This window comes from Burkholderia gladioli, from assembly GCF_000959725.1.
Classification (GTDB): domain Bacteria; phylum Pseudomonadota; class Gammaproteobacteria; order Burkholderiales; family Burkholderiaceae; genus Burkholderia; species Burkholderia gladioli.
Genome location: NZ_CP009322.1, coordinates 2,650,776 through 2,665,359, shown reverse-complemented (window position 1 = coordinate 2,665,359; position 14,584 = coordinate 2,650,776). Strand labels below are relative to the sequence as shown.

Sequence of the window (14,584 nt, the reverse complement as noted above, 5' to 3'; positions counted from 1 at the left end):
TGAGCTTCGAGATCCATAGCGACGATGCCGGCGGCACGGCACAGCTCGTGCATGGCCGCGGCGTCGCCCGGCTCGGGATGGACCAGCCCGCGCCCGAACTGCTCGATCTCGGCGCGCTGCGGGCGCGCATGCAACGCGCGAGCTTCACGGCCGCGCAGTGTTATACCGCGTTCGAGCGGCTCGGGCTCGTCTACGGACCGAGCCATCGCGGCCTGGCCGAGGTGCATGCCGGCGAGCAGGAAGTGCTGGCACGGCTGTCGCTGCCGGCCTTGCCGGCCGGCATGACGCTGGCGCCGGGGCTGCTCGATTCGGCCTTGCAGGCCGCGATCGGGCTGGTGCTCGAGGTCGATGGCGAACTCGCCGACGGATCGCCGATGCTGCCGTTCGCATTGCGCGAACTGGACGTGCTGGCGCCGTGCCAGCGCGAGATGTGGGTATGGGTCGCCGCCGCCGGGGACGATAGCGCGACGGTGCGCAAGCTCGACATCGTGCTGCTCGACCAGACGGGGCGCGTCTGCGTGCGGATCAAGGGCTTCGCGTCGCGCCGCCTCGATGCGGCGCTCGCGCAGGGCGAGTCCGTCTCCGACGACGAAACCTGGCATGAGGCCGACCTCGATGCCGGTCACGACGGCGACGCGACGCTGATGCTCGCGCCGGTCTGGCAAGAGGAGGCACTGCAAGCCGGGGCATCGGCCCCGTTGGCGCGCCGCGTGGTGATGCTGTGCGGCTTCGACGCGCAGCTCGCGAGCGAGCTGTCGGCGGTGCTGGCCGATACGCACTGCGAGGTGGCGCCGGTGGTCGGCGAGGATCTCGGTGCGCGCTATCACGGCCTGGCCCGCCATGTGTTCCTGCGACTGCAGGCACTGGCGGCCGAGAAGCCGGCGTCCGACGTGCTGGTGCAGGTGGTCGTGCCGCTGGCGGGTGAGCTTGCGGTGCTGGCGGGTCTGTCGGGCCTGCTGAAGACGGCGCGGCTCGAATATCCGCGTCTGAGGACGCAACTGCTGTGTCTGCCGGCCGAGATGAACGGCGTGGTGATGGGCGATCGCTTGCGCGAGGAGGGCGAGCAGGCCGAACCGGCCGCGCTGCTGCGTTATCGCGATGGCGTGCGCGAGGTGCGGGTGGCGCGGGAGCTGGTACAAACGCCGGCCCGGCCGATCTGGCGCGAGGATGGTGTGTATCTGATCACCGGCGGTGCCGGTGCGATCGGGCTGGTGTTCGCCGGCGAGATCCTGGCGCGTGCGCCGCGCGCACGCGTGATCCTGAGCAGCCGCTCGGCACTCGACGAGGTTTCCCAAGCGCGGCTCGCCGCGCTCGGCGAGCGTGTCGTGCATCGCCGCCTGGACGTGACGGACGCGGCGGCGGTGAGTGCGCTGGTGGAGGGCATCGTCGTCGAGTATGGACGGCTGGACGGCGTGCTGCACGGCGCCGGGTTGCTGCGCGATGCGTATCTGGCGAACAAGAGCGTGGCGGAACTGGACGCGGTGCTGGCACCGAAGGTGGCGGGTGTCGTGAACCTGGATCGGGCTACGCGCGATGTGCCGCTGGAGTTGTTCGTGACGTTCTCGTCGCTGGCGGGTTACGGCGGCAATCCGGGTCAGGCGGACTATGCGGCGGCGAACGCGTTCATGGATCACTATGTGATCGCTCGCGCCGAGCGTGTGGCGCGTGGCGAGGCGAGCGGGCGCAGCGTGTCGGTGAACTGGCCGTTGTGGGCGCAGGGGGCGATGCGTCCGGACGCGGCGAGCGTCGAGCTGATGCGTCGCACGGCGGGGCTGGTGCCGCTGGAGAACGAGGCGGCACTGGCGGCGTTCGCGCAGGCAATGACGGGCGATGCGGCGCAGGTGCTGGTGGCGGCGGGCGAGCGCGAGAAGCTGCTCGCGCTGTTCGGCACGGCCGGGGACCAGGCCGACGACGACACGACCGAAGCCGTCGTGCCGGCGCCGCAGGCGGCGCCCGGTGCCGGGGTGGATCTGTCGCGCGTGGTCGGAGCGGCGCTCTTGAGCCGCGTATCCGCCTTGATCAAGGTGAAGCCCGAGGACATCGATCTCGACGAGGAGCTGGCCGGTTATGGCTTCGACTCGATCTCGCTGACTGAACTGGCCACCGAATTGAATCGCACCTACGAACTGGATCTGATGCCGACGGTGTTCTTCGAGCATCCGACGCTGGCGGCGCTCACGGCTTATCTGGTCGAGACGCATCGCGAGACGATGGCGCGCCATCTGGCGCCCGTCTCCGCCACGGCGCCGGCCGCCGCGGCGCGGCGAGAGCTGCGCGCCGCGGCAAGCGCCCCGTCGACGCGCCGCGCCCGAGCCAAGGCGCCGCGCCGGCGTGATCCCGTCGAGGCCGACGACGAACCGATCGCGATCGTGGGCCTGAGCGCCTGCATGCCGATGGCCGAGGACGCGGACGCGTTCTGGCAGAACCTGCTCGACGGCCGCGACTGCATCGGGGAGATTCCGGCGAAGCGCTGGGACTGGCGCGCGGTGGCCGCCGAGCTGGCAGGCGGCGAGGGCAGCACGCGTGTGAAGTGGGGTGCCTTCATCGACAGCATCGACGAGTTCGATCCGCTGTTCTTCGGCATCTCGCCACGCGAGGCGCTGGTGATGGATCCGCAGCAGCGCCTCTTGATGACGCATGTCTGGAAGGCGCTGGAGGACGCCGGTTATGCGTCGGAGTCGATCTCGGGCAGCCGCACGGCGCTGTTCGTCGGCACCGGGCTGAGCGGTTATCAGAACCTGTTCCCGATCGAGGAACGGGCCACGGACGGTTATAGCGCGACCTCGGCGGTGCCGTCGGTCGGGCCGAACCGGATGAGCTACTTCCTGAACCTGCATGGGCCGAGCGAGCCGATCGAGACGGCCTGCTCCAGCTCGCTGGTGGCGATCAACCGCGGCATCGCAGTGCTGCGCGATGGCAGCTGCGAGATGGCGATCGTCGGCGGCATCAACACCATCGTCACGCCCGACGCGCATGTGAGCTTCAGCAAGGCGGGCATGCTCAGCGAGGACGGCCGTTGCAAGACTTTCTCTGCGGCCGCCAACGGCTACGTGCGCGGTGAGGGCGTGGGGATGCTGGTGCTGAAGCGTCTGAGCGACGCGCAGGTGGCCGGCGATGCGATCTATGCTGTGATCCGCGGTGGTTCGGAAAACCACGGCGGCCGGGCGAGTTCGCTGACGGCACCCAACCCGCAGGCACAAGCGGCCCTGCTGATGGACGCGTATCGCCGCTCGGGCGTCGATCCGCGCACGCTCAGCTATATCGAAGCGCACGGCACGGGTACCAAGCTCGGCGATCCGGTGGAGATCACCGGCCTGAAGAGTGCGTTTGCAAACCTCGGCGTCGAGTCGGGCGAGCAGCCGTTCTGCGGGCTCGGTTCGGTCAAGAGCAACATCGGCCACCTGGAGCTGGCCGCGGGCGTGGCCGGCGTGATCAAGGTGGTGATGCAGATGAAGCACGCCACGCTGGTCAAGAGCCTGCACAGCGAGCCGGAGAATCCGTACATTGGTCTGTCGGGCAGCCCGTTCTACGTGGTGCGGGAGAACCGCCCGTGGGTGGCGCCGGTTGACGAGGCGGGTCGTACGCTGCCGCGTCGCGCGGGCGTCAGCTCGTTCGGCTTCGGCGGGGTGAATGCGCACGTGGTGCTGGAGGAGTATGTCGCGCCGGTGGAGCCGGTAGCCCGGCCGGGCGGCCCGGCGCTGGTGGTGCTGTCGGCGCGCACGGAAGCGGCGCTGACCGAGCGCGCGGCGCAACTGCTGGCGTGGCTGGAGCGCAATCCGGAGGTGGATCTGTATGCGCTGGCCTACACGCTGCAAGTGGGTCGCGATGCGATGGACGAGCGCCTGGCCTGGGCGGTCGATTCGCTGGATGAACTGCGCGAGCGGCTCGGTGCGTTCACGAAGGACGGCCGGCTCGGCAGCGGCGTGCGCGGGCAGGTCAAGCGCAACAAGGACGCGCTCGCCGGCCTGGCGGCCGACGAGGATCTGCCGTCGCTGCTGGCCACCTGGCTCGCCAAGGGCAAGTGGGACCGTCTGCTGTCGATGTGGGCCAAGGGCCTCGCGCTCGACTGGCAGATCTTCTACCCGGCGCGTCGGCCGCGGCGCCTGCATCTGCCGGTCTATCCGTTCTCGCGCGAGCGTTACTGGGCCGAGACGAAGCCGGCGGCAAGCATCCCGGCGAGCAAGGCGCCGGTGCCTGGCGCGGAGCAACTGCATCCGTTGCTGCATGCCAATACCTCGAACCTGGAGACGCAGCGCTTCACATCGCGGTTCGACGGCAGCGAGCCGTTCCTCGCCGATCACGAGGTGCAAGGCCGGCGCGTGCTGCCGGGCGTCGCCTATCTGGAGATGGCGCATGCCGCGCTGCTGCACTCCGGTGCCGGCGCGACGACCGAGCTGGTGCTGAACCAGATCGTCTGGTCGCGCCCGCTGGCGGTCGAGCCGGGCACGCCGCGGGCGGTGCATATCGACCTGCAGGCCGAGGACGATGGCCGCGTGAGCTTCGAGATCCATAGCGACGATGCCACCGACACGGCGCGCCGCGTGCATGGCCGCGGTGTCGCGCAGGCACGGCCGCGAGCCGGAGCCGCGTCGCAAACGCTCGATCTGGATGCGTTGCGGGCGCGCATGCAACGCGCGAGCTTCACGGCCGCGCAGTGTTATGCCGCGTTCGAGCGGCTCGGGCTCGTCTACGGACCGAGCCATCGCGGCCTGGCCGAGGTGCATGCCGGCGAGCAGGAAGTGCTGGCACGGCTGTCGCTGCCGGCCTTGCCGGCCGGCATGACGCTGGCGCCGGGGCTGCTTGATTCGGCCTTGCAGGCCGCGATCGGGCTGGTGCTCGAGGTCGATGGCGAACTCGCCGACGGATCGCCGATGCTGCCGTTCGCATTGCGCGAACTGGACGTGCTGGCGCCGTGCCAGCGCGAGATGTGGGTATGGGTCGCCGCCGCCGGGGACGATAGCGCGACCGTGCGCAAGCTCGACATCGTGCTGCTCGACCAGGCGGGGCGCGTTTGCGTTCGACTGAATGGCTTCGCCTCGCGTCGCCTCGACGCGGCCGCCACGCACGACGACGACATGCTGCTGCTGGCACCTGCATGGCAGCCGAGGGCGCTGCCGTCGGACGCGCCGATCGTGCCGGTTGCGCGCCGCGTCGTGCTGTTGTGTGGTTTCGGTGCGCAATTGCTGGGCGAGCTGTCGGCGGTGCTGGCCGATACGCACTGCGAGGTGGCGCCGGTGGTCGGCGAGGATCTCGGTGCGCGCTATCACGGCCTGGCCCGCCATGTGTTCCTGCGACTGCAGGCACTGGCGGCCGAGAAGCCGGCGTCCGACGTGCTGGTGCAGGTGGTCGTGCCGCTGACGGGTGAGCTTGCGGTGCTGGCGGGTCTGTCGGGCCTGCTGAAGACGGCGCGGCTCGAATATCCGCGTCTGAGGACGCAACTGCTGTGTCTGCCGGCCGAGATGAACGGCGTGGTGATGGGCGATCGCTTGCGCGAGGAGGGCGAGCAGGCCGAACCGGCCGCGCTGCTGCGTTATCGCGATGGCGTGCGCGAGGTGCGGGTGGCGCGGGAGCTGGTACAAACGCCGGCCCGGCCGATCTGGCGCGAGGATGGTGTGTATCTGATCACCGGCGGTGCCGGTGCGATCGGGCTGGTGTTCGCCGGCGAGATCCTGGCGCGTGCGCCGCGCGCACGCGTGATCCTGAGCAGCCGCTCGGCACTCGACGAGGTTTCCCAAGCGCGGCTCGCCGCGCTCGGCGAGCGTGTCGTGCATCGCCGCCTGGACGTGACGGACGCGGCGGCGGTGAGTGCGCTGGTGGAGGGCATCGTCGTCGAGTATTGGACGGCTGGGACGGCGTGCTGCACGGCGCCGGGTTGCTGCGCGATGCGTATCTGGCGAACAAGAGCGTGGCGGAACTGGACGCGGTGCTGGCACCGAAGGTGGCGGGTGTCGTGAACCTGGATCGGGCTACGCGCGATGTGCCGCTGGAGTTGTTCGTGACGTTCTCGTCGCTGGCGGGTTACGGCGGCAATCCGGGTCAGGCGGACTATGCGGCGGCGAACGCGTTCATGGATCACTATGTGATCGCTCGCGCCGAGCGTGTGGCGCGTGGCGAGGCGAGCGGGCGCAGCGTGTCGGTGAACTGGCCGTTGTGGGCGCAGGGGGCGATGCGTCCGGACGCGGCGAGCGTCGAGCTGATGCGTCGCACGGCGGGGCTGGTGCCGCTGGAGAACGAGGCGGCACTGGCGGCGTTCGCGCAGGCAATGACGGGCGATGCGGCGCAGGTGCTGGTGGCGGCGGGCGAGCGCGAGAAGCTGCTCGCGCTGTTCGGCACGGCCGGGGACCAGGCCGACGACGACACGACCGAAGCCGTCGTGCCGGCGCCGCAGGCGGCGCCCGGTGCCGGGGTGGATCTGTCGCGCGTGGTCGGAGCGGCGCTCTTGAGCCGCGTATCCGCCTTGATCAAGGTGAAGCCCGAGGACATCGATCTCGACGAGGAGCTGGCCGGTTATGGCTTCGACTCGATCTCGCTGACTGAACTGGCCACCGAATTGAATCGCACCTACGAACTGGATCTGATGCCGACGGTGTTCTTCGAGCATCCGACGCTGGCGGCGCTCACGGCTTATCTGGTCGAGACGCATCGCGAGACGATGGCGCGCCATCTGGCGCCCGTCTCCGCCACGGCGCCGGCCGCCGCGGCGCGGCGAGAGCTGCGCGCCGCGGCAAGCGCCCCGTCGACGCGCCGCGCCCGAGCCAAGGCGCCGCGCCGGCGTGATCCCGTCGAGGCCGACGACGAACCGATCGCGATCGTGGGCCTGAGCGCCTGCATGCCGATGGCCGAGGACGCGGACGCGTTCTGGCAGAACCTGCTCGACGGCCGCGACTGCATCGGGGAGATTCCGGCGAAGCGCTGGGACTGGCGCGCGGTGGCCGCCGAGCTGGCAGGCGGCGAGGGCAGCACGCGTGTGAAGTGGGGTGCCTTCATCGACAGCATCGACGAGTTCGATCCGCTGTTCTTCGGCATCTCGCCACGCGAGGCGCTGGTGATGGATCCGCAGCAGCGCCTCTTGATGACGCATGTCTGGAAGGCGCTGGAGGACGCCGGTTATGCGTCGGAGTCGATCTCGGGCAGCCGCACGGCGCTGTTCGTCGGCACCGGGCTGAGCGGTTATCAGAACCTGTTCCCGATCGAGGAACGGGCCACGGACGGTTATAGCGCGACCTCGGCGGTGCCGTCGGTCGGGCCGAACCGGATGAGCTACTTCCTGAACCTGCATGGGCCGAGCGAGCCGATCGAGACGGCCTGCTCCAGCTCGCTGGTGGCGATCAACCGCGGCATCGCAGTGCTGCGCGATGGCAGCTGCGAGATGGCGATCGTCGGCGGCATCAACACCATCGTCACGCCCGACGCGCATGTGAGCTTCAGCAAGGCGGGCATGCTCAGCGAGGACGGCCGTTGCAAGACCTTCTCGGCGGCCGCCAACGGCTACGTGCGCGGTGAGGGCGTGGGGATGCTGGTGCTGAAGCGTCTGAGCGACGCGCAGGCGGCCGGCGATGCGATCTATGCCGTGATCCGCGGTGGTTCGGAAAACCACGGCGGCCGGGCGAGTTCGCTGACGGCACCCAACCCGCAGGCACAAGCGGCCCTGCTGATGGACGCGTATCGCCGCTCGGGCGTCGATCCGCGCACGCTCAGCTATATCGAAGCGCACGGCACGGGTACCAAGCTCGGCGATCCGGTGGAGATCACCGGCCTGAAGAGTGCGTTTGCAAACCTCGGCGTCGAGTCGGGCGAGCAGCCGTTCTGCGGGCTCGGTTCGGTCAAGAGCAACATCGGCCACCTGGAGCTGGCCGCGGGCGTGGCCGGCGTGATCAAGGTGGTGATGCAGATGAAGCACGCCACGCTGGTCAAGAGCCTGCACAGCGAGCCGGAGAATCCGTACATTGGTCTGTCGGGCAGCCCGTTCTACGTGGTGCGGGAGAACCGCCCGTGGGTGGCGCCGGTTGACGAGGCGGGTCGTACGCTGCCGCGTCGCGCGGGCGTCAGCTCGTTCGGCTTCGGCGGGGTGAATGCGCACGTGGTGCTGGAGGAGTATGTCGCGCCGGTGGAGCCGGTAGCCCGGCCGGGCGGCCCGGCGCTGGTGGTGCTGTCGGCGCGCACGGAAGCGGCGCTGACCGAGCGCGCGGCGCAACTGCTGGCGTGGCTGGAGCGCAATCCGGAGGTGGATCTGTATGCGCTGGCCTACACGCTGCAAGTGGGTCGCGATGCGATGGACGAGCGCCTGGCCTGGGCGGTCGATTCGCTGGATGAACTGCGCGAGCGGCTCGGTGCGTTCACGAAGGACGGCCGGCTCGGCAGCGGCGTGCGCGGGCAGGTCAAGCGCAACAAGGACGCGCTCGCCGGCCTGGCGGCCGACGAGGATCTGCCGTCGCTGCTGGCCACCTGGCTCGCCAAGGGCAAGTGGGACCGTCTGCTGTCGATGTGGGCCAAGGGCCTCGCGCTCGACTGGCAGATCTTCTACCCGGCGCGTCGGCCGCGGCGCCTGCATCTGCCGGTCTATCCGTTCTCGCGCGAGCGTTACTGGGCCGAGACGAAGCCGGCGGCAAGCATCCCGGCGAGCAAGGCGCCGGTGCCTGGCGCGGAGCAACTGCATCCGTTGCTGCATGCCAATACCTCGAACCTGGAGACGCAGCGCTTCACATCGCGGTTCGACGGCAGCGAGCCGTTCCTCGCCGATCACGAGGTGCAAGGCCGGCGCGTGCTGCCGGGCGTCGCCTATCTGGAGATGGCGCATGCCGCGCTGCTGCACTCCGGTGCCGGCGCGACGACCGAGCTGGTGCTGAACCAGATCGTCTGGTCGCGCCCGCTGGCGGTCGAGCCGGGCACGCCGCGGGCGGTGCATATCGACCTGCAGGCCGAGGACGATGGCCGCGTGAGCTTCGAGATCCATAGCGACGATGCCACCGACACGGCGCGCCGCGTGCATGGCCGCGGTGTCGCGCAGGCACGGCCGCGAGCCGGAGCCGCGTCGCAAACGCTCGATCTGGATGCGTTGCGGGCGCGCATGCAACGCGCGAGCTTCACGGCCGCGCAGTGTTATGCCGCGTTCGAGCGGCTCGGGCTCGTCTACGGACCGAGCCATCGCGGCCTGGCCGAGGTGCATGCCGGCGAGCAGGAAGTGCTGGCACGGCTGTCGCTGCCGGCCTTGCCGGCCGGCATGACGCTGGCGCCGGGGCTGCTTGATTCGGCCTTGCAGGCCGCGATCGGGCTGGTGCTCGAGGTCGATGGCGAACTCGCCGACGGATCGCCGATGCTGCCGTTCGCATTGCGCGAACTGGACGTGCTGGCGCCGTGCCAGCGCGAGATGTGGGTATGGGTCGCCGCCGCCGGGGACGATAGCGCGACCGTGCGCAAGCTCGACATCGTGCTGCTCGACCAGGCGGGGCGCGTTTGCGTTCGACTGAATGGCTTCGCCTCGCGTCGCCTCGACGCGGCCGCCACGCACGACGACGACATGCTGCTGCTGGCACCTGCATGGCAGCCGAGGGCGCTGCCGTCGGACGCGCCGATCGTGCCGGTTGCGCGCCGCGTCGTGCTGTTGTGTGGTTTCGGTGCGCAATTGCTGGGCGAGCTGTCGGCGGTGCTGGCCGATACGCACTGCGAGGTGGCGCCGGTGGTCGGCGAGGATCTCGGTGCGCGCTATCACGGCCTGGCCCGCCATGTGTTCCTGCGACTGCAGGCACTGGCGGCCGAGAAGCCGGCGTCCGACGTGCTGGTGCAGGTGGTCGTGCCGCTGACGGGTGAGCTTGCGGTGCTGGCGGGTCTGTCGGGCCTGCTGAAGACGGCGCGGCTCGGATATCCGCGTCTGAGGACGCAACTGCTGTGTCTGCCGGCCGAGATGAACGGCGTGGTGATGGGCGATCGCTTGCGCGAGGAGGGCGAGCAGGCCGAACCGGCCGCGCTGCTGCGTTATCGCGATGGCGTGCGCGAGGTGCGGGTGGCGCGGGAGCTGGTACAAACGCCGGCCCGGCCGATCTGGCGCGAGGATGGTGTGTATCTGATCACCGGCGGTGCCGGTGCGATCGGGCTGGTGTTCGCCGGCGAGATCCTGGCGCGTGCGCCGCGCGCACGCGTGATCCTGAGCAGCCGCTCGGCACTCGACGAGGTTTCCCAAGCGCGGCTCGCCGCGCTCGGCGAGCGTGTCGTGCATCGCCGCCTGGACGTGACGGACGCGGCGGCGGTGAGTGCGCTGGTGGAGGGCATCGTCGTCGAGTATGGACGGCTGGACGGCGTGCTGCACGGCGCCGGGTTGCTGCGCGATGCGTATCTGGCGAACAAGAGCGTGGCGGAACTGGACGCGGTGCTGGCACCGAAGGTGGCGGGTGTCGTGAACCTGGATCGGGCTACGCGCGATGTGCCGCTGGAGTTGTTCGTGACGTTCTCGTCGCTGGCGGGTTACGGCGGCAATCCGGGTCAGGCGGACTATGCGGCGGCGAACGCGTTCATGGATCACTATGTGATCGCTCGCGCCGAGCGTGTGGCGCGTGGCGAGGCGAGCGGGCGCAGCGTGTCGGTGAACTGGCCGTTGTGGGCGCAGGGGGCGATGCGTCCGGACGCGGCGAGCGTCGAGCTGATGCGTCGCACGGCGGGGCTGGTACCGCTGGAGAACGAGGCGGCACTGGCGGCGTTCGCGCAGGCGGTGATGGGCGATGCGGCACAGGTTCTGGTGGCGGCGGGCGAGCGCGAGAAGTTGCTCGCGCTGTTCGGCGCGGCCGGGGACCAGGCCGACGATGACGGGTTCGAGGCCGAGCAGGATGCCGACGAGGCGTATCGGGCGAACCCCGCCGCCGCGCCGGCGGTCGAGATCACGGCCGCGCGTTCGCCGGCGGCCGGCGGTGCCGACCTGTCGCGCATGGTCAGCGCGGCGTTGCTGGACCAGGCGTCGGTGCTGATCAAGGTGAAGCCCGAGGACATCGATCTCGACGAGGAACTGGCCGGTTATGGCTTCGACTCGATCTCGCTGACTGAACTGGCCACCGAATTGAATCGCACCTACGAACTGGATCTGATGCCGACGGTGTTCTTCGAGCATCCGACGCTGGCGGCGCTCACGGCTTATCTGGTCGACGCGCATCGCGAGACGATGGCGCGACACTTCGCACCGGCGACGGAGGCATCGGCTGCGATCCTGCCGGCGGCCCAGACGGCCCAGACGGCCCAGACGGCCCAGACGGCCCAGACGGCCCAGACGGCCCAGACGGCCCAGACGGCCCAGACGGCCCAGACGGCCCAGACGGCCCGGCGCGTGCCCGCGAAAGCGGCACGTCGTCGCGCCGCACCGCTCGACGTGCAGTTCGACGCGCCGGCAGCGGCCATCGCGCCGGCCCGGGCTCCGCTCGACGAGCCGATCGCGATCGTCGGCTTGAGCGCTCGCATGCCGATGGCCGAGGACGCGGACGCGTTCTGGCAGAACCTGCTCGACGGCCGCGACTGCATCGAGGAGATCCCGGCGATGCGTTGGGACTGGCAGGCCATCTACGGCGATCCGACCGACGACGCGGGCCGTACTCGCGTGAAGTGGGGCGGTTTCATCGATGGCATCGACGAGTTCGATCCGCACTTTTTCGGCATTACGCCGCGCGAGGCACAGGTGATGGATCCGCAGCAGCGCCTCTTGATGACGCATGTCTGGAAGGCGATCGAGGATGCGGGCTATTCGGCGCAAGCGCTGTCGGGCAGCCGCACGGCGCTGTTCGTCGGCACCAGCCTGAGCGGCTACGGCAATCTGCTCGCGCAATCCGCGCAGGCGCAGGCGGCGTTCACCTCGACCTCGGTGGTGCCGTCCATCGGGCCGAACCGGATGAGCTATTTCCTGAACCTGCATGGGCCGAGCGAGCCGATCGAGACGGCCTGCTCCAGCTCGCTGGTGGCGATCAACCGCGGCATCGCAGTGCTGCGCGATGGCAGCTGCGAGATGGCGATCGTCGGCGGCATCAACACCATCGTCACGCCCGACGCGCATGTGAGCTTCAGCAAGGCGGGCATGCTCAGCGAGGACGGCCGTTGCAAGACCTTCTCTGCGGCCGCCAACGGCTACGTGCGCGGTGAGGGCGTGGGGATGCTGGTGCTGAAGCGCTTGAGCGACGCGCAGGCGGCCGGCGATGCGATCTATGCCGTGATTCGCGGCGGTTCGGAAAACCACGGCGGCCGGGCGAGTTCGCTGACGGCACCCAACCCGCAGGCACAAGCGGCCCTGCTGATGGACGCGTATCGCCGCTCGGGCGTCGATCCGCGCACGCTCAGCTATATCGAAGCGCACGGCACGGGTACCAAGCTCGGCGATCCGGTGGAGATCACCGGCCTGAAGAGTGCGTTTGCAAACCTCGGCGTCGAGTCGGGCGAGCAGCCGTTCTGCGGGCTCGGTTCGGTCAAGAGCAACATCGGCCACCTGGAGCTGGCCGCGGGCGTGGCCGGCGTGATCAAGGTGGTGATGCAGATGAAGCACGCCACGCTGGTCAAGAGCCTGCACAGCGAGCCGGAGAATCCGTACATTGGTCTGTCGGGCAGCCCGTTCTACGTGGTGCGGGAGAACCGCCCGTGGGTGGCGCCGGTCGACGAGGCGGGCCGTACGCTGCCGCGTCGCGCGGGCGTCAGCTCGTTCGGCTTCGGCGGGGTGAATGCGCACGTGGTGCTGGAGGAGTATGTCGCGCCGGTGGAGCCGGTAGCCCGGCCGGGCGGCCCGGCGCTGGTGGTGCTGTCGGCGCGCACGGAAGCGGCGCTGACCGAGCGCGCGGCGCAACTGCTGGCGTGGCTGGAGCGCAATCCGGAGGTGGATCTGTATGCGCTGGCCTACACGCTGCAAGTGGGTCGCGACGCGATGGACGAGCGCCTGGCCTGGGCAGTCGATTCGCTGGACGAACTGCGCGAGCGGCTCGGTGCGTTCACGAAGGACGGCCGGCTCGGCAGTGGCATGCGTGGCCAAGCACAACGCAACAAGGAAATGGTGTCGAGTCTGGCGGCCGACGAGGATCTGCCGTCGCTGCTGGCCACCTGGCTCGCCAAGGGCAAGTGGGACCGTCTGCTGTCGATGTGGGTCAAGGGTCTCGCGCTCGACTGGCAGATCTTCTACCCGGCGCGTCGGCCGCGGCGTTTGCATCTGCCGAGCTACACGTTCGCGGCCGAGCGCTACTGGATCGAGCCGGCACCGGCTGGTGTCGTGACGTCGGCGCCGGCGCAAGGCCCGGCCCCGTCATCGGCGGCTCCCGTCGCCGCGGCGGCAAGCGAGGCGGGAGACGACACCTTGCTGGCGCGCGTGTGCGGTCATGCGGGGCGGCTGTCCGGCCTGCCGGCTGAGCCGTTCGCCATGCACTCGCTGCACGAGTTGGGGCTCGATTCGGTGTTCCTGCTGCAGTTGTCGTCGTCGCTGATCGCCGAGTTCAAGACGCAGGGCGTGACGCTCGAGAGCTCGGCGCTGCTGCGTTGCGCGAGTGCGGTCGACCTCGCGGCTTGCATCGAGCAGACCGTCGCCGCGAGCGCGCCGACCACCGACGGCGAGCCGCATGGCGAGTCGGCCGATTCGCCGGCCGTCGCGCTGCCGGAGCCGGAAGCGGAGCACGGCCGTCGGCGCCTCTACGCGATTCCCGCCACGACCGGCGCGCAGACGCAGCCTGTCGAGCCGCCGCTGCGCCGCGATCCGCGCAACCAGTTGTGCGAGACGCTGCGCATCGCGTCGGTCGAGCCGGTGCGGCTCGACGCCAAGCTGGTGGTGGACGAATCGCACGCGTTCTTCTTCGACCATCCGCTCGACCATGTGTCCGGCCTGCATCTGGGCGCGGCGATGAGCGAGGCGGTGCAGGCGGCCCATCTGCATCGGCACGGCCTGCCGGCCGACACCGCGCTGTTCGTATCGCAAGTGCGGCTGCACTTCGTCGATCTGTGCCGCAAGGAGCCCGGCGCGACGATCCATGTGAGCGCCGCCGCCGACGCATCCGACACGTATCAGGCGCAGGTGGTCCAGAACGACCGCGAGATGGCTCACGCCGAGTTCGTGGTGAGCGCGGTGCCGCCGCGTCCGCCGCGCGCCGTCGGCGAGATGCCCGGGCGCGCCGAGCCGGCGCCCGCGCGCAGCCTCAACAAGCACGATGCGGCAAACGTGCTGCTCAGCGAGGTGCGCGGCGAGGCCGGCCAGCCGAGCTGCGCGCTGGTGATGCAGCCGGACAACGCGTATTTCGGCGATTTCCCGGCGTCCTGGATCGACATCGTGGTGCTGGCCGAGGCCGCCCGTCAGTCGATGCGGCTGTTTACCGCCGAGCGCCGGCTGGCGGCCAGCCTGCCGGCACGCGGCGAGGCCACCCGCGACGTGCTGAAGGCGCTGCACGTCGCGCTGGATCGGCCGCTGTACTGGGACGACGCCGTGGAGCTCGTGTTCGAGCGCAACGAGGTCACCGAGGTCGGCGATGCGTCGCATCTGCGCATCGACGGCGTGTTCGTGGTGGACGGCCAGCCGTGCGGCCGCTTCTCCACCAGCGCCTTGTCCCTGAGTGCCGCCTTGCAGGAAGCATGGGCACGGCGCGCGATCTGA

2 protein-coding genes (1 of these 2 running past the window's edge) are annotated in these 14,584 nt (G+C 69.9%); both read left to right on the top strand.

What is annotated here, in order from left to right:
- On the top strand, positions 1–5,954 hold the 3' portion of the coding sequence (locus tag BM43_RS41960; protein ID WP_158380921.1) for an SDR family NAD(P)-dependent oxidoreductase. Its footprint begins 20,518 nt before the window's first position; the window shows 5,954 of its 26,472 coding nt (coding positions 20,519–26,472); its start codon lies beyond the left edge, outside the window; the stop codon is at positions 5,952–5,954.
- The gene (locus BM43_RS38590) at positions 5,837–14,584 is read left to right on the top strand and encodes an SDR family NAD(P)-dependent oxidoreductase (protein WP_080941768.1); all 8,748 of its coding nucleotides are present in this window, start codon (positions 5,837–5,839) and stop codon (positions 14,582–14,584) included. Before BM43_RS41960 ends, BM43_RS38590 begins: the two co-directional genes overlap by 118 nt.